This is a genomic window from Luteimonas arsenica (genome assembly GCF_004352825.1).
GTDB classification, from domain to species: domain Bacteria; phylum Pseudomonadota; class Gammaproteobacteria; order Xanthomonadales; family Xanthomonadaceae; genus Luteimonas; species Luteimonas arsenica.
Map to the genome: position 1 here is coordinate 1,207,811 of NZ_SJRW01000001.1, position 23,658 is coordinate 1,231,468.

Sequence of the window (23,658 nt, forward strand, 5' to 3'; positions counted from 1 at the left end):
CATTCCCATGCCCTGGCGCCGGGTGGCGCTGTCGCTGCTGATCGCGCTGGCCCCGGCCAGCCTGGCTTTCGCGGCCGAGGGACAGGCGGCGGCACGGCCGCAGCAGGCGGCTCAGGCGGCAACTCCGCCAGGCGCCGCGATCGCTTCCGCGCACGCGCTGGCGACCGAAGCCGGCCTGGACGTGCTGGCCGAAGGCGGCAACGCCTTCGACGCGGCCATCGCGGTGTCGGCGGTGCTCTCGGTGGTGGAGCCGATCAGCTCCGGCATCGGCGGCGGCGGCTTCTTCCTGCTGCACGACGCCGCCAGCGGCCGCGACGTGTTCATCGACGCCCGCGAGATGTCGCCGGCGGCGGCCACGCCCGAGCGCTATCTGGATGCCGACGGCGGCTTCGACCGTGACCGCGCCACCAACGGCGCCTGGTCGGCGGGCATCCCGGGACTGCCGGCGGCCTTCGTCCATATCCAGGCGCAGTACGGCAAGCTGCCGCTGTCGCGCACCCTGGCGCCTGCCATTAGCATCGCGCGCGAGGGCTTCCCGGTGTACGGACGCATGGCCCGAGGCTATGCGGCGCGCAGTTCGGTGATGGAGCGCTATCCCGGCACGCGCGAGGTCTACCTCGCCGGCGGCCGGCCGATCCAGGAGGGCGACATCTTCCGCCAGCCGGACCTGGCGCGCACGCTGGAGCTGCTGGCCGAGAAGGGCTTCGACGGCTTCTACCGCGGCGAAGTCGGCGCAAAGCTGGTGGCCGGCGTGAACGCCGAGGGCGGGCAGTGGACCGCTGACGAACTGGCCGCCTATCGGGTGCGCGAACGCGAGCCGATCCGCTTCGGCTACCACGGCTGGGAGATCGTGACCGCGCCGCCGCCGTCCTCGGGCGGGATCGCGCTGGCGCAGATGCTGCAGATCCTGGCGCCCTACGCGCTGGACGACATGGACGAGGCGCATTCGACCCACCTGGTGGTGGAGTCGATGCGCCGCGCCTACCGCGACCGCACCTTCTACCTGGGCGATCCGGATTTCGTCGAAATCCCGCAGCGCCTGCTGGCCAGCGCCGACTACGCCGCCGGCCTGCGCGCCACCATCCACCCGGAAAAGGCCACGCCCAGCGAGCTGCTGTCCGGCGCGCCGACGCCGCTGGAGGACGAGGAGACCACCCACTTCTCGATCATTGACGCCGACGGCAACCGCGTCGGCGGCACGCAGACCGTGAACCTGCTCTACGGCTCGGGCCTGGTGGCGCCGGGCACGGGCGTGCTGCTCAACAACGAGATGGATGATTTCGCGCTCAAGCCCGGTACGCCGAATGCTTTCGGCGTGATGGGCTTCGACGCCAATGCGCCGCAGCCGGGCAAGCGCATGCTGAGTTCGATGACGCCGACCTTCATGGTGTCGCCGGACAAGGTCGCCGTGCTCGGCACCCCGGGCGGCAGCCGCATCATCACCATGGTGCTGCTGGGCGTGCTTGGCTACGACGCCGGGCTGTCGGCCGCCGACGTGGCCGCGCTGCCGCGCTACCACCACCAGTGGATGCCCGACGCCATCCAGGCCGAGACCGGCACCTTCGATGCGGCCACCGCGCAGGCGCTGCGCGCGATGGGACACACGGTGGTGCGGCCGGAAGACGAGGTCGCCGAAGGCCGACGCTCCAGCGATGCCTGGGGCAACTTCCAGACCGTGGCCTGGGACATCGCCAACAACCGGCTTGAAGGCGGCACCGACCCCCGCAACCCCGTCGGGAAGGCCGAAGTTCGTTGACGATTTTGTGAGAGCAACTGTCTTTGTGGGAGCGGCTAGAGCCGCGATGAGCAGTGAGCAGTTGCACCCGATCGCGGCTGTAGCCGCTCCCACGAAGCCGAGGTGACGACATGAAGCTCTGGTCGATAGAAGGCAATACCCAGCGGCTCGACGGCGGTTCGATGTTCGGCAACGCGCCGCGCGCGATGTGGTCGAAGTGGATGGAGCCCGATGCGCAGAACCGCATCCCGCTGGCCACGCGCGCCCTGCTGGCGACGCCGCTCAATGGCCGCACGGTGCTGTTCGAAACCGGCATCGGCGCCTTCTTCGAGCCGAAGCTGCGCGAGCGCTACGCCATCGGTGGCGACGGCCACGTGCTGCTGGATTCGCTGCGAGGGGCGGGCTTCGGCCACGAGGACATCGACGTGGTGGTGCTGAGCCACCTGCACTTCGATCATGCCGGCGGCCTGCTCTCGGCCTGGGAGGAGGGCAAGGCGCCGGAGCTGCTGTTTCCCAACGCCACCTTCGTGATCGGTCGCGAGCAGTGGGAGCGTGCGCATGACCCGCACCCGCGCGATCGCGCCAGCTATATCCCGGAGCTGCTGCCGCTGCTGGAAGCCAGCGGCCGCGTGGAGCTGGTTGATGAAGGCAGCGGGCGCACGCCGGCGCTGGGCGACGCGGTGCGCTTCCACTGGAGCCACGGCCACACGCCGGGAATGATGCTGGCCGAGGTGCTCGGCCCGGAGCTGCGCGACGACGGCCACCACGGCGGCGTGGTGTTCTGCGCGGATCTCGTGCCGGGCCTGCCCTGGGTGCACGTGCCGATCACCATGGGCTACGACCGCTGCGCCGAAACCCTGATCGACGAGAAGCAGGCCTTCCTCGACGACAAGCTGGCGCGCAACGTGCATCTGTTCTTCACCCACGACCCGGTGTGTGCGCTTGCGCAACTCGAGCGCGACGGGCGTGGCCGTTTCGCTGGCGTGCACCAGATGGAGCGCCTGCAGGCGCGGGGACTGGGCGAGTCCGCCTGAGGCCGCTCAGGCGGCGCCGGTACGGGCCAGCAGCAGCCAGGCCAGCCATCCGGCCAGCGAAGTCGAGGCGGTGGCGATGATCCAGGGCAGCCGGGCCAGCCAGGCGCTGCGGCGCGTGGGAGCGGGGAAGTGCCCGGGCCTGTCGGCTGCTTCCGACGGCTGAATCGCGGGCGCTGGCTGCTCAGGCATGTCGGGGGGCATGAGGGCATCGGGGTCCGCGGAGGCCGCTGCCACAGGCCAGTCGGCCCCGTGTGGCGGCGCTGGCAGGTGGGTGGCCGGCAGCGCCAGGCGATAGCCCTCGCCGTAGATGGTCTGCAGCACGTGGCCGTGGCCGTCGCCCATGGCGGTGCGTAGGCGGCGCATCACCTTGGACACGGCGCTGTCGAACACGGCGTCGGCCTCGGGCCAGGCCTCGGCGATCAGGGTGGCCCGCGGCACGATCCGGTTGGCGCGCAGCAGGAGGCACTCCAGTACGGCCATCGCGCGGGCATCCACTTCACGGGCCCTGCCGTCGACGTGCAGGCGCCGCGTGGCGGTTTCCAGGCGATAGCGTCCGAACAGCCAAGCGCCCGCCGGCGGCGTGCGTGGCGGTGAAGGCCGGCCTCCGTGGGCCGGGGCTGTCGGCGGGAGCGGAGCGGTGGCCACATCCCGGGCAACGCGGGATGGCGCGGACTCAGGCCAGCGCCGGGCGGATCAGGCGCGGGTGCCGAAGATCTTGTCGCCGGCGTCGCCCAGGCCGGGGAGGATGTAGCCGACTTCGTTGAGGTGCTCGTCGACCGAGGCGGTGTAGACATCGACGTCGGGATGGACGGCCTCGAGCGCGCGCAGGCCTTCCGGCGCGGCGACCAGGAACAGGCCCTTGATCCGCGTGCAGCCGGCCTTCTTCAGCATGTCCACGGTGGCGATGAGGGTGCCGCCGGTGGCGAGCATGGGGTCGAGGATCAGCGCGGTGCGGTCGGCCATGTCGCCGACCAGGTTTTCGTAGTAGGCCATGGCTTCGAGCGTGGCCTCGTCGCGCTTGATGCCGACCACGCCGACCTTGGCCGCGGGGATCAGCTCCAGCACGCCCGGCAGCATGCCCAGGCCGGCGCGCAGGATCGGCACCAGGGTGATCTTGCGGCCCTTGATCCGGCGCACGCGCACCGTGCCCGCCCAGCCTTCGACCTCCGAGTCCTCGCACTCCAGGTCGGCGGTGGCCTCGTAGGTGAGCAGGGCGGCGACCTCGCCGGCCAGTTCGCGGAAGGTCTTGGTGCTGTTGTCGGCGCGACGCATCAGGCCGAGCTTGTGCTGCACCAGCGGGTGACGGACTTCGACGATCTTCATGGCCGGAGTCTAGCGCGGCGCGGACACCATGACGCCGGTAACGGGACTGCAACAGGGCGGAAATAACGTGTGCGCCCATCCTTTACCTCCCCGTGAGTCCTTGCCGTGTCCAAGCGCCACCCCCTGCACCTCGCCATCGTCGCCACACTGGCGGTCGTCGCCAGCCCCGCCAACGCGCAGCAGGACGCCGCCGCCCAGCCCGAACCGGTTCCCGCCGATGCTGTCACCCTCGACACCGTCGAGGTCCGTGGCCAGTTCGAATCGCAGATGCGTGCGATCGACTTCAAGCGCGCCTCCGACGCCATCCAGGACACCGTATCGGCCGACTCCATGGGCCAGTACCCGGACCAGAACGTCGGCGAGTCGCTGTCGCGCCTGCCCGGCATCAGCGTCACCCGCGACCAGGGCGAGGGCCGCTACGTGGTGATCCGCGGCCTGGATGCCGCGCAGAACTCGGTCACCGTCGACGGCATCGGCATGGGCACGCCGGAGGACAGCAGCCGTGCCGCGCCGCTGGACGTGATCCCGTCGGAGTCCACCGAGCGCCTGACCGTGGTCAAGGCCCCGACCCCGGACATGCCGGGCGATTCGCTGGGCGGCACGATCATGGTCGAATCGGCGTCGGCCTTCGACCGCGCCGGCCGCAGCATGCGCTTCAAGGCCGAGGCCAGCCACCAGAACCTCAGCGGCGAGACCAGCCCCAAGGCCGCGTTCAACTTCAGCGAGGTCTACAACGGCACCTTCGGCGTCGCCCTTGGCCTGAGCTGGCAGGACCGCGACTACGAGTCGGACAATGTCGAGGTCGAGTACGACGACCAGTTCGAGGACGTGGCCGGCGACCGCCTGACCCCGGTCGAGATGCAGCGCCGCAAGTACTCGATCAACCGCGAGCGCACCGGCGTCAACCTCAACCTCGACTGGCGCCCGGACAACGACAACCAGTACTACCTGCGCACCCTGTACACCGACTTCACCGACGCCGAGACCCGCCAGAACCAGATCATCCCGATGGGCGAGGGCGACATCGTCGACTACGACGGCAACAGCTGGCTGGTGGAAGGCATCTCGGCCGACGACTTCGGCCGCCGCCTGCGCTACCGCACCAAGGAAGAAGACACCTTCACCGTCAGCGCCGGCGGCATGAACCGCCGCGGCGCCGCGAGGTTCGACTACCAGCTCGGCTACACCAAGGTGCGCGAGCGCGTGGACGACGAGGTCGAGATGCGCTTCGAATACCTCGGCGACGAGGACATGGCGATCCGCGTCGGCCCCGGCAGCATCCCCTCGTTCGACATCATCGACCCGGCCGGCAGCGATGCCTGGCTGCGCAACGCCAACTACGGCTTCGACCGCCTGGTGGTCGCGCCGAAGCAGGTGGACGACGAGGCGCTGAGCGCGAAGTTCGACTTCACCTACGCGGGCGAGGCGGTGACCTGGAAGGCCGGCCTGCTCGGCCGCTGGCGCGACCGCGACGTCAACGTCGACGAGGCCGAGTACCGCAACGGCCCCGACGTCGACCCGGCCGACTGGACGACGGGCTCGCCGTCCTACCGCCACGGCTACTACGGCGACGGTCTGTCCTCCAGCGCCATGCGCCGCTGGCTGCGCAGCAACCAGGGCGACTTCTCGGCGCGCCCGCAGGACGTGGCCGAGAACACCATGATCTCGCTGATCGAGGACTACACCGCCAGCGAGGACGTGCTCGCCGCCTACCTGATGGGTACCATGGACTTCGGCAACCTGCGCGTCATCGCCGGTGCGCGCGTGGAGCGCACCGAGTTCGACGCCAACGGCTGGATGGTCGATATCGACGAGGACGGTGAGCTGACCGCGACGCCATCGTCGGCCTCGAGCGCCTACACCAGCGTGCTGCCGGGCCTGCACCTGCGCTACGACACCGACGGCGACTGGGTGATGCGCGGCGCGATCACCAAGACCATCGCGCGCCCCAGCTTCGGCGACATCTCGCCGCGCGTCAGCATCAACCGCGACGACGAAGAGGTCGAACTGGGCAACCCGCAGCTCGATCCCTACGAGTCGATCAACTTCGACGTCTCGTTCGAGCGCTACATCGGCGAGTCGGGCATTTTCTCCGCCGGCGTGTTCCACAAGTCCATCGACGGCTACATCGTCGAGACCTGGACGGAGAACGATCCGGCGTACCCGGGCTATGCGGTGTCGAAGCCGATCAACGGCGAAGACGCCGAGGTGTTCGGCGTCGAGCTGAACTGGCAGCAGAAGCTCGACTTCCTGCCCGGCGCCTGGAGCGGCCTGCTGGTCGGCCTGAGCGGTACCTGGCTGGATACCGAGTTCGTGGCCGGCACCGAGGACCGCGCCGGCGAGAAGTTCGAGCTGCCGCTGTCGTCCGAGCAGCTGTACAGCGCGCATATCGGCTGGGAGAACGACCGCATCAGCACCCGCCTCGCGGCCGTGTACCGCAGCGAGTACCTGGACGAGATCGGCGACGACGCCCGCTACGATCTCTGGGTGGCGTCGAACACCCAGCTCGACTTCAGCCTCGACTACAAGGTGGCCGACCACTGGAGCCTGTACTTCGAGGCCTCGAACCTGCTCGACGAGCCGCTGGAGCTGTACCAGGGCACGCCGGCGAACACGCTGCAGAACGAGCTGTACGGCCGCAACTACACCCTGGGCGTCAAGGTGAATTTCTGAGGATGCGCGCGATGACCCACGTTTCGAAGAACCTCCGCAGGCCGCTGGCCGTCCTGGCTACTGCGGCCCTCACCCTCGCTCTCGCGGCCTGTGGCGGCGCCCCGGCGCCCGCCACAGGCGCGGCGACCGGCGCCGTGGACGCCGAAGACCGCGCGGACCAGGTCCGCGAAGCCGCGCGCGGCGAGGGCACGGCCGATGCCGCCATCGTGCCGGAGGCCTTTGCCACCCCGATGACGCCCGAAGACAACATCGACTCGGTGGCCAGCTGGACCGCGCCCGACGGCCAGATCCTGCTGCTGGCGACCGCCAAGTCCACGCACCGCCTGGTGGTCTATGACGGCGACACCGGCGAGTTCGTCCGCCACGTCGGCGAGCGCGGCGCCGGCGAGGGCCAGTTCGACCGCCCCAACGGCATCGCCATCGTCGACGACCTGGCCTTCGTGGGCGAGCGTGACAACCGCCGCGTGCAGGTTCTGCGCCTGCCGGGCATGGAGACGGTGGCGATGTTCGGCGCCGATGCGCTTGAACTGCCCTACGGCCTGTGGGTGCACAAGGTCGATGCGGGCTACGAGCTCTACGTCACCGACGCCTACATGGCCGGCGAGGACGCCGAGGGCGAGGACATCCTGCCGCCGCTGGAGGAGCTGACCCGCCGCGTGCACCGCTTCGCTTTCACGCCCGAGGGCGAGGGCTTCGCCGCCCGCCACCTCGGCGCCTTCGGCGACACGTCGCCCGAGGGTGCGCTGCGCGTGGTCGAGTCGATCTGGGGCGACCCGGCCAACGACCGCCTGATGATCGCCGAGGAGGACGAAACCTACGCCAACGAGCTCAAGGTCTACGACCTCGAAGGCAGGTACAGCGGCCGCACCATCGGCGCCGACTTCCTCAAGGCGCAGTCCGAGGGGATCATGCTCAAGCACTGCGCCGACGGCAGCGGTTGGTGGATCACCACCGAGCAGGGCAAGGGGCGCACGGTGTTCCACCTGTTCGACCGCGTGAGCCTGGAGCACGCCGGTGCGGTGACCGGCCCGACGGTCGCCAATACCGACGGCATCTGGCTGGATGAGGCCGCGAGCACGGCCTTCCCCGACGGCGTGCTGTATGCCGTGCACGACGACCAGGGCGCGGTGGCCTTCGACTGGCGCGCGATCGCCTCGGCGCTGGCGCTGCCGGCGTGCGCGCGCTGATGGCGGCGAAGTCCGTGATCGCCGTGCGTCCGCGCGCTGCCTCGACCCTGGTGCTGGCGCTGCTGCTGGCGCTGCCGTCCGCGGCCGCGCGCGAGCACGAGCCCAACACCCTGGTGCCCGCGGGCGACGCGCGCTACGCGCCGGCCGCGCATCCCGACCGCATCGTCGCCTCGCCGGCGGCGGATCCGGCGCGCGGCTTCCAGGTGTCGTGGCGCAGCGGGCAGGGCATCGACGCGCCGCTGCTGGAGCTGGCCGTGGCCGGCGATTCGCCCGACCTGGGCGAGCCCCGCCGCCTGCAGGCACGTACGCGCACGCTGGCCACCGAGCACGGCGAAGGCCTGCAGCACCAGGTGGCGGTGGACGGCCTCGAGCCCGACACCCTGTACGCCTTCCGCGTGCAGGGCGCGAACGGCTGGTGGAGCCCGTGGCGGCAGCTGCGTACCGCCGCCGCGCCGGGCGCGCCGCTGGAGTTCCTGTACTTCGGCGACACCCAGAACAAGAACGCCAGCCTCTCCACCCGCGTGCTGCTGGAAGCGCTGAGGCATGCGCCGGACGCTCGCCTGGCGCTGTTCGCCGGCGACCTGGTCAGCGGCGGCGACGGCGAGGACGACAACGAGTGGGGCGAGTGGTTCGATGCCACTGCGCCGCTTGCCTCGACCCTGCTGGTGGCGCCGGTGACCGGCAACCACGAGTACTTCGAGGAGTTCGAGGATACGCCGCAGGAGCGCCGCGTGCTCGGCGCGCACTGGCCGCACATGTTCGCGCTGCCGGGCAACGGTGCGCCGGGCGTGGAGGCGACGACGTACTGGTTCGACATGCACGACGCGCGCTTCGTGGTGCTCGACGGCACCTCGGCGCTTGATCTGGGCACCGCGCAGGCGCAGGCGGCATGGCTGGACGGCGTGCTGCGCGACGCCGCGTCGGGCGAGCGCCCGCGCGCGTGGACGATCGTGGCCATCCACCAGCCGATGTTCTCGCCGCGCCAGGACCGCGAAAACGTGCTGCTGCGCGAGCACGTGCTGCCGGTGCTGGAGAAGCACCGCGTCGACCTGGTGCTGCAGGGCCACGACCACGTCTACGGCCGCCGCGGCGGCCTGGTCGAACGGCAGGGCACGCCGCAGTACGTGGTCAGCGTCGCCGGCGCCAAGCAGTACCGGCTCTCGCCGGAGGCGCGCGAAACGATGGCGCCGGTGGCCGAGGACACCCAGCTGTACCAGCGCGTGCGCATCGAGAACGGTGAACTGCGCTACGAAGCCCGCACCGTCACCGGCCGGCTGTACGACGCCTTCTCGATCACCGGCGACCGCGCAAGCGGCCGCAGCATCGTCGAACACGTCGAAGGCCGCATCCCGCAGCGCGACTGCGAACGCGCCGCGACCCTGAAGGGCCGCGCCGACCGCTGCTGGGAGTGAGCTGATGCGTCCGGGGCCCGTCCTGCGCGCCGGCGCCGCGTTCGCGCTGTGGATCGCCGTGGCCACCGCCGGCGCGGCCAACCCGCGGCAGGTACCCCAGCCGGCGAACGCGCCGGAGGAGGCGCTGCTGCTGGTCGAGATCCCGGCCGGTGGCTTCACCAAGTACGAGACCGGCAACGATGGCCTCGTCCACGTCGACCGCTTCCTGTCGATGCCGGTGGCCTATCCGGCGAACTACGGATCGATGCCGCGCACCCTGGCCGGCGACGGCGATCCGCTCGACGCTCTGGTCCTGACCCGGGCGCCGCTGCATCCGGGCGTGCTGATCCGGTTCCGGTCGCTGGGCGTGCTGCGGATGAGCGATGCCGGCGAAGCGGACGAGAAGATCATCGGCGTGCCGGCCGACGACGTGGACCCGACTTACGCCGGTATCCGATCGATCGAGGACCTGCCGGCGATCGAGCGCGAACGCATCGAGGCGTTCTTCCGGGTCTACAAGGACCTGCCGTCGGGAACCCGCCGCGTCGAGCTGCGCGGCTGGGGTGATGCCGCCGAAGCGAAAGCGCTGATCCGCTCGGCCATCGAAGCGGCGCGCTGAACATCGGCGCCCGGAGTCGGGGCAGGCTCCGGGCGCATGAGGGGCGCCTCCCCCCTGCGGGCCGGGCCCGCCGGGAGCTGCGCGTCGACGACCCTCAGGCCGCGGCGGCCTTCGAGCGGCGCGGTCCCTCGAGCAGGGCGCGCTTCACCATCGACACCACGAGGTCCAGTTCGTCCTCGCCCATCTCGAAGCGAGGGGTGAAGCGCAGCGAGTTCTCGCCGCCGTGGATCACGCCCAGGCCGTTCTCGCGCAGCCACTCTTCGCTGGAACCCGCGCCGTAGCCCTTGAACTCCGGCGAGAGCTCGCAGGAGAACAGCAGGCCGGTGCCCTGCACCTTGGTGATCAGCCCGCCCAGTTCGGCCTTCAGCGCCTCGAGCCTGTCCAGCGCCTGCTGGCCGCGCTTGCGGATGTTGGCGCGCACCGCGGGCGTGACCATGCCCAGCACCGCCACGCCGACGTCGGCCGCGCGCGGGTTGCCGGTCATGGTGTTGCCGTAGGTGCCGCGCTTGTAGATGCCGGCGGCGCGCTCGTTGACCGCCAGCACCGACAGCGGGAACTGGCCGGCGTTGAGCGCCTTGGAATAGGTCTCCATGTCCGGCGCTTCCTGGCCTTCGAAGCCGGGGTAGTCGACGATCGACAGCGCGCCGGTGGCGCGCAGGCCGGCCTGGATCGAGTCGACCAGCAGCAGCGAGCCGTGCGCCTTCGTCAGCTCGCGCGCGGCGGCGTAGAAGTCCACCGGCACGCTGCGGCCGGGGTCGCCTTCGCCCATCACCGGCTCCAGGAACATCGCCTCGATGAACCAGCCGTTCGCGTCGGCGTCGGCGAAGGCCTGCTTCAGCGCGTCGATGTCGTAGGGCGGCACCACCAGCACGCTGTCCTCGTGGCGGTAGCTGGCCAGGGCGGCGCGGTAGGCCTTGCGGGTGGAATCGGAGTACAGCGCCGGGGCCTCGGTGCGGCCGTGGAAGGCGCCCTTGACCACCAGGCGCTTGACCGTGCGGCCGGCGTGGCGGCCGCCGTCGTCGGTCATGGTCTTGGCGTTGGTGTCGGCGATGCGCGCGGCCAGCGACACCGACTCGGAGCCGGAGTTGAGGCACATGAAGGCGGCATAGGGGCAGCCGCCGCCGCTGTGGCCGATCTCGGCGCGCAGCGCACGGTCCAGGCGCAGCTGCGACAGGTTCGGGGTCATGATGTTGGCCAGCGCCTGCGGTTTGGCCATCGCATCGATCACCGCCTGCGGCGCGTGGCCGAAGCCGAGCATGCCGTAGCCGCCGGTGTCGTACAGCACCGCGCCCTTGAGGGTGATGATCCAGGGGCCGCGGGCGGTCAGTGCCACGTAGGGGTTCACGCCGTCCTGCGGATAGAAGTTGACGAAGCCGGCCTGCACGGCCTGGACCTGGGCGTCCTCGTCGAGATCGAGCAGGTCGGCGGCGTCAGCCTCGATGCGCGCGAACTCGGCCGCGGCGGCGTCGATGGCGGCGACCAGGTCGGAATGCCCGGCGGCGAATCGCGCGACGGTGGCGTCGTCGAGGCCGGGCGTGCGGCGCTGGCCCTTGCGGGCGCGGAGCGGGACGAGGGCGTCGATCGGGTTGGCGGTCATGCGTTTCTCCTGGTGTCCTGGGCCGGCCTCGGCCGGGCGATCCTTCCATTATCGCGATGCGTTCGTCGGTTGGTAGGTGCGATCTGCACGGAAACCCTGCAGTTTTCGGCGGATCGACGATAGAATCCGCGCATGAAGCCCAGTCCCGCCGACGAAGCCCTGCTCTCGCTGCTGCGCGAAGACGCGCGCATGCCCACCGCGGCGATCGCGCGCCGCCTGCAGCTTTCGCGGACGACGGTGCAGAGCCGGATCGAGCGCCTGGAGCGCAGCGGCGTGATCGCCGGCTACACCGTGCGCGTCGGCGACGACTACGAGGGCGAGCGCATCCGCGCCCTGGTGATGATCACCGTCTTCCCCAAGCAGGCGCCGGCCGTGGTCGAGGCGCTGCGCCAGATGCCGGGCGTGCGCGCCCTGCATTCGGTCAACGGTGCCTGGGACCTGGTGGCGATGGCGGTGGTGGCGACCATCGGCGAGATGGACGAACTGACAGACCGCATCGGCGCGCTGGACGGCGTCGAGCGCACCACCTCCACCCTGCTGCTGTCGACCAAGTTCGAACGCTGAGGCCCCGATTGAAGAAGTCCGATTTCGCCTTCGACCTGCCGCAGGCGCTGATCGCGCAGGCCCCCCTGGCCGAGCGTTCGGCCAGCCGCATGCTGGTGGTGCCGCCCGGCGACGCCGGCTTCGACGACCGCCAGGTGCGCGAGCTGCCGGCGTTGCTGCGCGCCGGCGACCTGATGGTGTTCAACGACACCCGGGTGATCCCGGCGCGCCTGTTCGGCCACAAGCAGGGCAGCGGCGGGCGCGTGGAGATCCTGATCGAGCGCCTGCTGCCGGGGAACGAGGCCCGCGCCCAGGTCGGCGCCAGCAAGACGCCCAAGCCCGGCAACCTGATCGAACTCGACGCCGGTGGCGTGGCCGAAGTGGTGGGGCGCGATGGCGGCTTCCACCACCTGCGCTTCCACGTCGACGGCGCCCTGCAGGCCTGGCTGGAGAAGGCCGGGCGCATGCCGCTGCCGCCCTACATCCAGCGCGAGCCCGGCGCCGACGACGCCGAGCGCTACCAGACCGTGTTCGCGCGCGAGGCCGGCGCGGTGGCGGCGCCGACCGCGGGCCTGCATTTCGACGAGCCGCTGCTTGAAGCGCTGCGCGCGAAGGGCGTCGGCTTCGGCCACGTGACCCTGCACGTCGGCGCCGGCACCTTCCAGCCGATGCGCGTGGACGACGTGCGCGAGCACCGCATGCACAGCGAGTGGATCAACGTCGGTGCGGCCCTGGTCGAGCAGGTGCGGCGCACCCGCGAGGCCGGCGGCAGGGTGGTGGCCGTGGGCACCACGGTGATGCGCGCGATGGAGTCGGCGACGGTCGACGGCGAACTCCACCCCTTCGCCGGCGAAACCTCGATCTTCATCGTGCCCGGCTACCGGATCACCTCGGCCGATGTGCTGCTGACCAACTTCCACCTGCCCGAATCGACCCTGCTGATGCTGGTATCGGCCTTCAGCGGGCGCGAGCGCGTGCTGGCGGCCTATGCGCACGCGGTGCGCGAGCGCTACCGGTTCTTCTCCTACGGCGACGCGATGCTCCTGCACGCCGACGGCTGAATGCGCCGGAGTTTCGGCTTGTCGAGTATCATTCTCATTTGCGCCGGCGCCGTCCGGCTCCCCCCGAACTGGAGATGCCCGTGAACATCCGCTTCCGCGCCCCCCGTGCCGCCCTGGCCGTCGCCTGCTCGGCGCTGCTGCTCGCCGCCTGCGGCGGCCAGCAGGCCGATACCGCCGCCACCGGCGACCAGGCCGCGCCGGCCGCCACCGGCGAGGTCAACCTCTACACCACCCGCGAGCCGGGCCTGATCCAGCCGCTGCTCGACGCCTTCACGGCCGAGTCGGGCATCAAGGTCAACACCGTCCTGCTCAAGGACGGCCTGGTCGAGCGCCTGGGCGCCGAGGGCGAGCGTTCGGTGGCCGACGTGCTGATGACCGTCGACACCGGCAACCTGCTCGACGTGGTCGAGGCCGGCCACACCCAGGCCCTGCAGTCCGAGGTGCTGGAGGCGGCCATCCCGCAGCACCTTCGCGGCGCCGACGGCCAGTGGTTCGCGCTGTCGCTGCGCGACCGCGTGCTGTACGCCGACAAGGACCTCGACCTCGAATCCTTCACCTACGAGGAACTGTCCGATCCGAAGTGGAAGGGCAGGGTCTGCATCCGCTCCGGCCAGCATCCCTACAACACCAGCCTGTTCGCGGCGATGATCGCCCACCACGGCGCCGAGTACACCGAGCAGTGGCTGCGCGGGGTCAAGGCCAACCTGGCGCGCAAGGCCGCCGGCGGCGACCGCGACGTGGCCCGCGACATCCTCGCCGGCATCTGCGACATCGGCATCGCCAACGCCTACTACGTCGGCCGCATGAAGAACGCCGAGCCGGGTTCCGAGCAGCACCAGTGGGGCGAGGCGATCAAGGTCATCCGCCCGAGCTTCAACGTCGAAGGCGGCGGCACCCACGTCAACATCAGCGGCGCGGCGCTGGCGGCGCACGCGCCCAACCGCGACAACGCGGTGGCGCTGATGGAATACCTGGTGTCGGACGAGGCGCAGAGCCTGTACGCGCGTGCCAACTACGAGTACCCGGTCAAGGCCGGCGTCGAACTCGACCCGGTGGTGGCGAGCTTCGGCGAGCTCCATGCCGACCCGCTGCCGCTGGGCGAAGTGGTCGCCAACCGCCGCGAGGCCAGCGCGATCGCCGACAAGGTCGGCTTCGACAACTGACGCCACGGCATGGCGGCGACGGGAATGCCCGCGGGTGCATCGCACCCGGTGGTCCGCGGCGTTCCCGGCCGCGGCCTGCGCCGCCTGCTGCCCGAAGGCGCCTGGCAGTGGGCGGCGGTCGCGATCGCGGCGCTGGTGCTGCTGCCGCTGGCGTCGCTGGCCTGGACCGCGCTGCAGGGTGGCCAGGACGGGCTCTGGAGCCACGTCGCCCGCTACGTGCTGCCGACCGCGGCGCGCAACACGCTCGCGCTGCTGCTCGGCGTCGGCGCGCTGGTGGTGGCGATCGGCACCGGCGCGGCCTGGCTGGTCACCGCCTTCGACTTCCCCGGCCGGCGCACCCTGTCCTGGGCGCTGCTGCTGCCGCTGGCGGTGCCGACCTACATCGTCGCCTTCGCCTATCTCGACCTGCTGCATCCGCTGGGCCCGGTGCAGGGCGCGGTCCGGGCGATGCTCGGCTACGACAGCCCGCGTGATTTCCGCCTGCCCGACATCCGCGGGCTGGCCGGCTGCATCGTGCTGCTGGGCTTCGTGCTCTATCCCTACGTCTACCTGACCACGCGCGCGATGTTCATGACCCAGGCCGCGGGCCTGCTGGACGCGGCGCGCACGCTGGGTGCGACGCCGGCGCAGGTGTTCCGGCGCGTGGCCCTGCCGCTGGCGCGGCCGGCAATCGCGATCGGCACCGCGCTGGCGCTGATGGAGGTGTTGAACGACATCGGCGCCTCCGAATTCCTGGGCGTGCAGACGATGACGGTGGCCGTCTACACCACCTGGGTGACGCGCTCGGACCTGCCGGGCGCGGCGCAGATCGCGCTGGCGATGCTGGCGATCGTGGTCGCGCTGTTGGCACTGGAGCGCTACGCGCGCCGGCGCCAGCGCTATGCGGCGGGCGAGCGGCCGCGGCCGATGCGCGCGCAGCGACTGCATGGGGGCGCGGCGGCGCTGGCGTTCGCGCTGGGCCTGTTCCCGGTGCTGGTCGGTTTCATGCTGCCGGCCGGCTACCTCGCCTGGGAGGCGTTCGAGCGCCTCGGTCAGCACGGCATGTCGCCGCAGCTCCTGGCCGGCATCCGCAACACCGTGGGCGTGGCATTGGCCGCCACCGTGGTCACGTTGGCCGCGGGCCTGGTGCTCGGCTGGTCGATGCGGCTGGCGCAGGGGCGGCGGCGCTCGGCCGGCGCGCTGTTCGCGCTGCGCAGCGGAAGCCTGGGCTATGCCGTGCCCGGCACGGTGCTGGCGATCGGCCTGCTGCTGCCGCTGGCCTGGTTCGACGACGGCGCCAACTGGCTGCTGGCGAGCTTCGGCATGAGCCCGCGGATGCTGCTGATGGGCTCGGCGGCGGCGCTGGTGCTGGCCTACATGGCGCGCTTCCTGGCGGTGGCCGCCGGCGGCGTCGAGGCAGGCCTGGCGCGGATCCCGCCCAGCCTGGACCAGGCCTCGGCCAGCCTTGGCCACGCGCCGGGATCGACCCTGCGCCGCATCCACCTGCCGCTGCTGCGCCCCGCGCTGGCCGCGGCCGCGCTGCTGGTGTTCGTGGACGCGATGAAGGAACTGCCGGCGACGCTGCTGCTGCGGCCGCTGAATTTCGAGACCCTGGCGACCTGGCTCTACGCCGAGGCCTCGCGCGGGACGTATGAGGAAGGCGCGGTGGCCGCGCTGCTGATCGTCGCCGTCGGCCTGCTGCCGGTGGTGCTGCTGGCGCGCACCGGCGTGCGCTATGGAAGGGAGAGGATGTCGTGACGGATGCGCTGCTGGAGATCGCGGGCATCCGCGTGGGCTATCCGGCGCCCGGCGGCGGGACGCAGGTGGTGGTCGACGACCTGTCGCTGACGCTGGCGGCAGGCGAGATCGGCTGCCTGCTGGGTGCCTCGGGGTGCGGCAAGACCACGGTGCTGCGCGCGGTGGCGGGCTTCGAGCCGGTGCTCGACGGCCACATCGGCGTGCAGGGCCGGCGGGTGGCGGCCGCCGGGCTGTCGCTGCCGCCGGAAAAGCGCAGCGTCGGCATGATGTTCCAGGACTACGCGCTGTTCCCGCACATGGACGCGGCCGCCAACGTCGCCTTCGGCCTGCGCGGCCGCCCGCGCGAGGCGCGGCGGGCGAGGGTGGCGGAGATGCTGGCCCTGGTCGGCCTGGCCGATCGCGGCGGCGCCTATCCGCACGAACTGTCCGGTGGCCAGCAGCAGCGCGTGGCCCTGGCCCGCGCGCTGGCGCCGGGCCCGGCCCTGCTGCTGCTGGACGAACCCTTCTCCAACCTCGACACCGACACCCGCCAGCAGTTGGCCGCGGAGCTGCGCGACCTGCTGAAGGCCTCGGGCGCGACCGTGCTGATGGTGACCCACGACCAGTCCGAGGCCTTCGCCATGGCCGACCGTATCGGCGTCATGGACCGCGGCCGCATCCTGCAGTGGGACAGCGCCGAGGCCCTGTACCGGCGTCCGGCGGACCGCTTCGTCGCCGGCTTCATCGGCCGCGGCGCCCTGGTGCCGGCCGCGGCGCTGGGCCTCGGGCCGGGCGGCGACGTGCTGCTGCGCCCCCATGCCCTGCGCCCCGACCCGCAGGGCCCCCTGCAGGCCGAACTGCTCGCACTCACGTTCCGCGGCCCCGGCCACGTCCTGACCCTGCGCCTGGCCGGCGGCCCCCTGGTCGAGATCGACCTCGACGACCCCGACACCGCCACCCTGGCCGCCCAGCCCCCTGGCAGCCCCGTCCGCCTGCGCCTCCTCGACGGGGCGCTGGTTCGCTTCGACTGAGGCTGGCAAGAGCATTTCTTGCCACGGATTTACGCGGATTGCGCGGATTTGCGCGGATCTGGCTGAGGCCAGCGAAAACACCACGCCCCGCATAGGCTTTCCATCTGAAATGGCCTTTCGCACCCTGTTGCGGGTGGGCCCTGGGCCACACGCTCGCCTCGGCCCAATCCGCGTAATCCGCGTGAATCCGTGGCAAAAAAGCTCTCCGCTTTTCCGCGACAATAGCCGGCCCCCACGACTCAAGGTTTCCGATGTCACGCATGCAGTTCGAGCTGCTGGCCACCGACGGCGAGGCGCGCCGCGGGCGGCTTGCGTTTCCCCGTGGCACGGTGGAGACGCCGGCGTTCATGCCGGTGGGGACCTATGGCACGGTCAAGGGCATGCTGCCGGGGCAGGTGCGCGACCTGGGCGCGGAGATCATCCTCGGCAACACCTTCCATCTGTACCTGCGCCCGGGGCTGGAGGTGATCGAGGCCCACGGCGGCCTGCACGGCTTCGGGCGCTGGGACGGGCCGATCCTCACCGACTCCGGCGGCTTCCAGGTGTTCTCGCTGGCGCACCGCCGCAAGATCACCGAGCAGGGCGTGACCTTCGCCGCGCCCACCGACGGCTCGAAGGTGTTCCTCGGCCCCGAGGAATCGATGCACATCCAGAAGGTGCTGGGCTCGGACATCGTGATGATCTTCGACGAGTGTCCGCCGGTGCAGAAGGACGGCCAGCCGGTCGATCCGCGGGTGATCGAGCGCTCGATGGAGCTGTCGCTGCGCTGGGCCGAACGCTCGAAACGGGCGCACGAGGGCAACGACGCCGCGCTGTTCGGCATCGTGCAGGGCGGGGTGCACCACGACCTGCGCACGCGCTCTGCGACGGGGCTGAAGGACATCGGCTTCGACGGCTACGCCATCGGCGGCCTGGCCGTGGGCGAGACCGAGGCCGAGCGCAACGCCATGCTCGAGCACACCTGCCCGCAGCTGCCCACCGACCGCCCGCGCTACCTGATGGGCGTGGGTCGGCCGGAGGACCTGGTCGACGGCGTCGCCCGCGGCGTGGACATGTTCGACTGCGTGATGCCGACCCGGAACGCGCGCAACGGGCACTACTTCACCTCCTTCGGCACCGTGCGCATCCGCAATTCGAAGTACGAACGCGACCTGCGCCCGATCGAGGAGGGCTGCGGCTGCCCGGCCTGCAGCGGCGGCTACAGCCGGGCCTACCTGCGCCACCTGGACCGCTGCAACGAGATGCTGGGCCCGATCCTGGGCACCCTGCACAACCTCTGGTACTACCAGAAGCTGATGGCGGACATGCGCGCCGCGATCGCCGCGGGAACCTTCGGGGACTTCCGGCGGTCTTTCCTGGCGGCCCGCGCGCAGCAGGCCGCCTGACCGCCATCCAGCGCGGGTCCGGGGGCTTGAAAGCCGCCCCGAGGCCCCGCATGGCATACTAGCCAGCTGATTTCCGCACCGGACCGTCCTGAATGAACCTGCTCGACTTCTTCATCGCCCCCGCCTATGCCCAGGCCGCGCCGCCGGCGCAGAGCCCGCTGAGCATGTTCGCCTTCCCGGTGATCCTGCTGCTCATCATGTACTTCCTGATGATCCGCCCGCAGATGAAGCGTGCCAAGGAACACCGCGCCATGGTCGAGAAGCTCTCGGTCGGTGACGAGGTGATCACCAGCGGCGGCATCGCCGGCGTGGTGCGCCGCGTGGGCGACAGCTTCATCACCGTCGAGATCGCCGACAAGGTGGAGATCCGCGTGCAGAAGAACGCCGTCGGCAACGTGCTGCCCAAGGGCTCGCTGAAGGCCGACTGACACCCGCCGGAACCCCCGGGGCCGGCATCGCCGCCGGCCCGCGGCCGGCGCCCGCTCCCGAACCCGTCTCTCCCGCCCGCGGGACGACCTCGCGCAAGACCCGACCATGCTCGAATTTCCCCGCTGGAAGTACGTCGTCATCCTCCTGGTGGTGTTGCTGAGCGCGCTGTACGCGCTGCCCAACATCTACCCGCAGGATCCCTCGGTGCAGATCACCTCCAACCGCGGTGCCGCCACCGGCGCCGAGCTGGACGCGAAGATCCAGGCCGCCCTGGCCGAAGCCGGCGTCACCGCGAAGTCGGTCGACACCACCGACGAAGGCGAGCGCATGGTCCGCCTGCTCGACCTCGACGACCAGACGAAGGCCGCCGATGCCCTGCGCCCGGTGCTGGGCGACGACTACGTGGTCGCGCTGAACCTCGCCTCGACGGTGCCCGACTGGCTGTCGTGGTTCGGCGCCAAGCCGATGCTGCTGGGCCTGGACCTGCAGGGCGGCGTGCACTTCGTGCTCCAGGTCGACCAGAAGGCGGCCCTGGACAAGCGCCTGGACGCCTATGCCGACGAAGTCCGCCAGGTGCTGCGCGACAACCGCATCCGCTACGAGTCGGTCGAGCGCAACGCCGCCGGCACCACCGTGGCACTGCTTGCCGATGCCGCCGACGCCGACCGCGCCATGTCGCTGCTGGCCACGGCGCAGCCGACCCTGCTGCGCGAGGCCGTCGGCAGCCGCATCACCATCCGCGTGCCCGAGACCGAGCTCAACCAGATCTCGGCCGACGCCATCGACCAGAACATCACCACCCTGCGCAACCGCGTCGACGAAGTCGGCGTGGGCGAGCCGGTGATCACCCGCCAGGGCAACGACCGCGTGGTCGTGCAGCTGCCGGGCGTGCAGGACACCGCCGAGGCCAAGCGCATGATCGGCGCCACGGCCACCCTGGAATACCGCGCGGTGATCGACGGCGACCCCTATGACGCCGCGGCCACCGGCAACGTCCCGCCCGAAGCCCGCCTGTACTACCAGCGCCGCACCGGCATCGACGGCAAGCCGATCCCGGTGCTGCTGTCCAAGCGCGTGATCGCCTCGGGCGAGCAGATGGTCGCGGCCCAGTCCACGCTGGACGAGAACGGCATGCCGGCGGTAAGCGTCACGCTCAACAACATCGGTGGCCAGCGCATGTTCGACTTCACCTCGGTCAGCGTCGGTAAGCCGATGGCGGTGGTGTACATCGAGCGCGTGCCGCAGGTGACGACCAATGCCGCGGGCGAGGAGGTGCGCAGCTTCCGCGTCAGCGAGGAGGTGATCTCGGTCGCCAACATCAACGGCGTGTTCGGCAAGCAGTTCCAGACCACCGGCCTGGAGAAGGCCGAGGCCGACGGCTTGGCGCGCCTGCTGCGCTCGGGTTCGCTGGCCGCGCCGATGGACTTCATCGAAGAGCGCATCGTCGGCCCCAGCCTCGGCAAGGAGAACGTCGCGCGCGGCACCACGGCGGTGCTCTACGCCTTCGTGTTCACGCTGCTGTTCTTCGGCATCTACTACCGCATGTTCGGCCTGTTCACCTGCGTCGCGCTGCTGCTCAACCTGCTGATGGTGGTCGCGATCATGAGCGTGTTCGGCGCGACCATGTCGCTGCCGGGCTTCGCCGGCCTGGCGCTGTCGATCGGCATGTCGGTGGACGCCAACGTGCTGATCAACGAGCGCATCCGCGAGGAGTTGCGCGCCGGGATGCCGCCGCGGGCGGCCATCGCCAACGGCTACGACAAGGCCTCGGGTACCATCTTCGACTCCAACATGACCGCGCTGCTGGCCGGCGTGGCGCTGTTCGCCTTCGGCACCGGCCCGCTCAAGGGCTTCGCGGTGACGATGGTGATCGGCATCCTGACCTCGGTGTTCACCGCGGTGACCGTCTCGCGCGGCATCGCCACCCTGGTCTACGGCGGCAAGCGCAAGCTCAAGACCCTGGCCATCTGACGCGGGCATACGACACATGAACATTTTTCCCCTGCGCCTGATCCCGGCCACCCCCAACCTCAACTTCATGCGGCTGCGCTGGGTGTCGGTGGCGGTGTTCGCACTGCTCGCCGTCGCCACCATCGCGGCGATCGCCGGCAAGGGCTTCAACTACGCGCTCGACTTCACCGGCGGCACCGTGGTCGAGCTGCGCTTCGAGCAGCCGGCCGACGTCGACGGCGTCCGCGACCGGCTGGCCGCGGCCGGCTACCCCGGCGCCCAGGTGCAGACCTTCGGCAGCGGCAGCGACCTGCTGGTGCGCCTGCAGCCGCGCGACGGCGAGACCAGCGCGGACGCGACCTCGCGCACGGCCGCGGAAGTGCTGGCGGCGGCGTCCACCGAGGCCAATACCGCCACCATCCAGAGCAGCGCCTTCGTCGGCCCGCAGGTGGGTCGCGACCTGGCGATGAACGGGCTGTACGCGGTGCTGTTCGTGGTCGTGGGCTTCCTGATCTACATCGGCTTCCGCTTCGAGTGGAAGTTCGCGGTCGCGGCGATCGTGACCACGCTCAACGATGTGCTGATCGTGGCCGGCTGGTTCGCGATCAGCGGCCACGAGTTCGACCTGACGGTGCTTGCGGGCCTGCTGTCGGTGATGGGCTTCTCGATCAACGACACCATCGTGGTCTTCGACCGCGTGCGCGAGAACTTCCGCAGCATGCGCGCGCCGCCGATGGAGGTGCTCAACGCCTCGATCAACCAGACCCTGTCGCGCACCATCATCACCTCGGTGGTGGCGTTCCTGACCGTGCTGGCGCTGTACCTGTACGGCGGTGGTTCGCTGGAGGGCATGTCGCTGGCGATGATGTTCGGCATCGTGATCGGCACGCTTTCGTCGATCCTGGTGGCCTGCCCGCTGCTGACCATGGGCTTCCTCAAAGTCACCAAGCAGGACCTGCTGCCCAAGGCGCGCGACGACGCCGAACTCGCCCGCCGGCCCTGAGCAAGCGGTTGCGCAAACGAAAAACCCCGCCGGAGTGCGGGGTTTTTCTTTCGTGGGCGTGCGGGAGCGGCAAGCCCCCGGCCTGAGGCCCTGTCAGAACGCGGCGGCGTAACCGGAGGCGACGATGGTCTTCTGCAGCGCGTCGGCCACGCGCAGGTTGCCGGCGACGATCTGGCGGCTCTGCATGGCCACGTGCACCGGGCCGATCGCGGCGCCCTTGTAGTCGCTGACCTTGCCGCCGGCCTCGCGCACCATCAGCATGCCCGCGGCGATGTCCCAGGCCTGCACGCCGGCTTCGAAATAGCCGTCGATGCGGCCGGCGGCCACGTAGGCGAGGTCGAGTGCGGCCGAGCCCGTGCGGCGCACGTCCTCGGCCACCGACAGCACCTGGCGCAGGCAGTCGAACTGGGCGGCGGTGCGCGAACGCTCGCGCGGGTGGAAACCGGTGGCGACGGTGGCGCCGGCCAGGTCCTTGCGGTCGGCGATGCGGATGCGCTTCTCGTTGAGCTGGGTGCCGGCGCCGCGGGTCGCGGTGAACAGCTCGTTGCGCAACGGGTCGAAGATCACCCCGTGCAGCGGCTCCGGGCCTTCGCACAGCGCGATCGAGACGCACCAGTGGGGGAGGCCGCGCAGGTAGTTGCTGGTGCCGTCCAGCGGGTCGATGACCCAGGTGTAGCGGCTGGCGCCCTTGCTGCCCTTCTGCTCGCCGTATTCCTCGCCAAGCACCGCGTATTCGGGATAGGCGCGGCGCAGTTCCTTGACCACCGCCGCCTCGGCCTGGCGGTCGACTTCGCTGGCGTAGTCCATGCGGTCCTTCTCGACGACGTTGATCGCGTCGAGCTTGTGCATGTGGCGCAGCAGGACGTTGCCGCCGGCGCGGGCCGCCTTGACCATGATGTTGACGGCAGGTTGTTGCATCGCAGGCGGGCTCCGGCGTTGGGGTGGACGGCAGGGGGAAAGAACAGGCGGCTCGAGGCCGTCGCACAGTTTACCATTCGCGCCCATGAACACCGTCCAGCCAGGCGGCGAGGTCCGCATCGTCCTCGTCGGCACCCAGCATCCCGGGAACATCGGCTCCGCCGCCCGCGCCATCAAGACCATGGGCCTGGAGCGGCTGGTGCTGGTGGCGCCGGAGCGCTATCCGCACGCCGACGCCTCGGCCATGGCCGCGGGCGCCGACGACGTGCTGGCCGACGCGGCCATCGTGGGCAGCCTCGCCGAAGCCGTGGCCGATTGCGCCCTGGTCATTGGCTGCACCGCGCGCAGCCGGCGCATCCAGCTGGAGGAGCTGTCGCCGCGCGCGGGCGCCGCGCGCCTGCTTGATGCCGTCGGTCCCGGCGCGCCGGTGGCCCTGGTCTTCGGCCGCGAGCGCACCGGCCTGGACAACGACGAGCTGCAGCTCTGCCACGCCGCGGTGCATATCCCCGCCAATCCCGGCTACAGCTCCCTGAACCTCGCGGCGGCCGTCCAGGTGCTGGCCTACGAGCTGCGGGTGGCCCTGCTGGAGCGGGCCGCGCTGCCCACCGGCGGCGGCGACGGCCATCGCGAGCCGCTGGCCAGCCATGCGCAGCTCGAGGGCTTCTTCGCGCAGTTGGGCGACACCCTCGACGACATCGATTTCCACAAGGGCCGCGCGCCGGAATCGGCGCTGCGCAAGCTGCGGCGGATCTTCCTGCGCTGCGGGCTGGACGAACGCGAGGTGCGGCTGCTGCGCGGGGTGCTGGCCGATGCCCAGCGCATGGCACGGCTGGCCGGCGCCAGCGGCGGGGAACGCCGCTGAGATGTGCCGGCCGTCATGTTTTCGGATAGGCTGCGGCA

Annotated in this window: 20 protein-coding genes; 16 read left to right on the plus strand and 4 right to left on the minus strand. The window is 70.8% G+C overall.

The genetic code is table 11. The features are described from left to right. Positions 1–7: 7 nt before the first annotated feature. Both ggt and E2170_RS05520 read left to right on the plus strand, forming a co-directional pair. Positions 8–1,756: a gamma-glutamyltransferase gene (gene ggt, locus E2170_RS05515; RefSeq protein WP_133000034.1), complete on the plus strand. Its 1,749-nt coding sequence runs from the start codon at positions 8–10 to the stop codon at positions 1,754–1,756. Between the two features lie 110 nt (positions 1,757–1,866). Then, entirely contained in the window at positions 1,867–2,769 is a 903-nt protein-coding gene (locus E2170_RS05520; RefSeq protein ID WP_132999589.1) for an MBL fold metallo-hydrolase, read from the plus strand. 6 nt (positions 2,770–2,775) lie between these two features. Here E2170_RS05520 and E2170_RS05525 read toward each other — a convergent pair whose 3' ends face one another. Further along, positions 2,776–3,414 carry a winged helix-turn-helix domain-containing protein gene (locus E2170_RS05525; RefSeq protein WP_341777132.1) on the minus strand — a complete coding sequence of 213 codons (639 nt, stop codon included), beginning with the start codon at positions 3,412–3,414 and terminating at the stop codon, positions 2,776–2,778. 48 nt (positions 3,415–3,462) lie between these two features. Then, positions 3,463–4,092 carry a uracil phosphoribosyltransferase gene (upp, locus tag E2170_RS05530; protein WP_132999591.1) on the minus strand — a complete coding sequence of 210 codons (630 nt, stop codon included), beginning with the start codon at positions 4,090–4,092 and terminating at the stop codon, positions 3,463–3,465. A gap of 105 nt (positions 4,093–4,197) precedes the next feature. Here upp and E2170_RS05535 point away from each other — a divergent pair, with 105 nt between their 5' ends. Genes E2170_RS05535 through E2170_RS05550 form a run of 4 tightly spaced genes read left to right on the plus strand, consistent with a single transcriptional unit; the run spans position 4,198 to position 9,962 of the window. Next, complete coding sequence (locus tag E2170_RS05535; RefSeq protein ID WP_132999592.1) at positions 4,198–6,765, plus strand: TonB-dependent receptor; 2,568 nt, start codon at positions 4,198–4,200, stop codon at positions 6,763–6,765. Positions 6,766–6,776: 11 nt separating this feature from the next. Next, positions 6,777–7,952, plus strand: coding sequence for an NHL repeat-containing protein (locus E2170_RS05540; RefSeq protein ID WP_132999593.1), 1,176 nt, complete (start codon positions 6,777–6,779; stop codon positions 7,950–7,952). Continuing rightward, positions 7,952–9,364: a purple acid phosphatase family protein gene (locus E2170_RS05545; protein WP_132999594.1), complete on the plus strand. Its 1,413-nt coding sequence runs from the start codon at positions 7,952–7,954 to the stop codon at positions 9,362–9,364. Before E2170_RS05540 ends, E2170_RS05545 begins: the two co-directional genes overlap by 1 nt. A 4-nt stretch (positions 9,365–9,368) precedes the next feature. After that, positions 9,369–9,962, plus strand: a complete 594-nt coding sequence (locus E2170_RS05550) for an inorganic diphosphatase (protein ID WP_132999595.1) — start codon at positions 9,369–9,371, stop codon at positions 9,960–9,962. Between the two features lie 94 nt (positions 9,963–10,056). Here the strand turns inward: E2170_RS05550 and E2170_RS05555 are convergent, their stop codons facing one another. Next, on the minus strand, positions 10,057–11,559 hold the full coding sequence (locus tag E2170_RS05555) for an aminotransferase class III-fold pyridoxal phosphate-dependent enzyme (protein ID WP_132999596.1): 1,503 nt from the start codon (positions 11,557–11,559) through the stop codon (positions 10,057–10,059). A 132-nt stretch (positions 11,560–11,691) separates the two neighbouring features. On the opposite strand from E2170_RS05555, the gene E2170_RS05560 reads away from it, so the two are divergent. The 9 genes from E2170_RS05560 (at position 11,692) to secF (ending at position 21,840) form a co-directional block, all read left to right on the plus strand. Continuing rightward, positions 11,692–12,123, plus strand: coding sequence for an Lrp/AsnC family transcriptional regulator (locus tag E2170_RS05560; protein ID WP_132999597.1), 432 nt, complete (start codon positions 11,692–11,694; stop codon positions 12,121–12,123). 8 nt (positions 12,124–12,131) lie between these two features. Next, positions 12,132–13,163: a tRNA preQ1(34) S-adenosylmethionine ribosyltransferase-isomerase QueA gene (gene queA, locus E2170_RS05565; RefSeq protein WP_132999598.1), complete on the plus strand. Its 1,032-nt coding sequence runs from the start codon at positions 12,132–12,134 to the stop codon at positions 13,161–13,163. An 80-nt stretch (positions 13,164–13,243) separates the two neighbouring features. Beyond that, positions 13,244–14,326: a Fe(3+) ABC transporter substrate-binding protein gene (locus tag E2170_RS05570; RefSeq protein WP_207914920.1), complete on the plus strand. Its 1,083-nt coding sequence runs from the start codon at positions 13,244–13,246 to the stop codon at positions 14,324–14,326. A gap of 24 nt (positions 14,327–14,350) precedes the next feature. Beyond that, on the plus strand, positions 14,351–16,063 hold the full coding sequence (locus tag E2170_RS05575) for an ABC transporter permease (protein WP_132999600.1): 1,713 nt from the start codon (positions 14,351–14,353) through the stop codon (positions 16,061–16,063). After that, the gene (locus tag E2170_RS05580; protein WP_207914921.1) at positions 16,060–17,073 is read left to right on the plus strand and encodes an ABC transporter ATP-binding protein; all 1,014 of its coding nucleotides are present in this window, start codon (positions 16,060–16,062) and stop codon (positions 17,071–17,073) included. Before E2170_RS05575 ends, E2170_RS05580 begins: the two co-directional genes overlap by 4 nt. Before the next feature lie 251 nt (positions 17,074–17,324). Beyond that, the gene (gene tgt / locus E2170_RS05585; protein WP_132999601.1) at positions 17,325–18,458 is read left to right on the plus strand and encodes a tRNA guanosine(34) transglycosylase Tgt; all 1,134 of its coding nucleotides are present in this window, start codon (positions 17,325–17,327) and stop codon (positions 18,456–18,458) included. 92 nt (positions 18,459–18,550) lie between these two features. Continuing rightward, entirely contained in the window at positions 18,551–18,886 is a 336-nt protein-coding gene (gene yajC, locus E2170_RS05590) for a preprotein translocase subunit YajC (RefSeq protein ID WP_132999602.1), read from the plus strand. Between the two features lie 106 nt (positions 18,887–18,992). Beyond that, positions 18,993–20,858 (plus strand): protein translocase subunit SecD, encoded by a 1,866-nt coding sequence (gene secD, locus E2170_RS05595; RefSeq protein ID WP_132999603.1) that lies wholly within the window; start codon positions 18,993–18,995, stop codon positions 20,856–20,858. A 16-nt stretch (positions 20,859–20,874) separates the two neighbouring features. After that, positions 20,875–21,840, plus strand: coding sequence for a protein translocase subunit SecF (gene secF, locus E2170_RS05600; protein ID WP_132999604.1), 966 nt, complete (start codon positions 20,875–20,877; stop codon positions 21,838–21,840). Positions 21,841–21,933: 93 nt separating this feature from the next. Here the strand turns inward: secF and E2170_RS05605 are convergent, their stop codons facing one another. Then, positions 21,934–22,758, minus strand: a complete 825-nt coding sequence (locus E2170_RS05605; RefSeq protein ID WP_132999605.1) for an inositol monophosphatase family protein — start codon at positions 22,756–22,758, stop codon at positions 21,934–21,936. Positions 22,759–22,843: 85 nt separating this feature from the next. Here E2170_RS05605 and E2170_RS05610 point away from each other — a divergent pair, with 85 nt between their 5' ends. Beyond that, positions 22,844–23,620, plus strand: a complete 777-nt coding sequence (locus E2170_RS05610) for an RNA methyltransferase (RefSeq protein WP_132999606.1) — start codon at positions 22,844–22,846, stop codon at positions 23,618–23,620. Positions 23,621–23,658 lie beyond the last annotated feature (38 nt).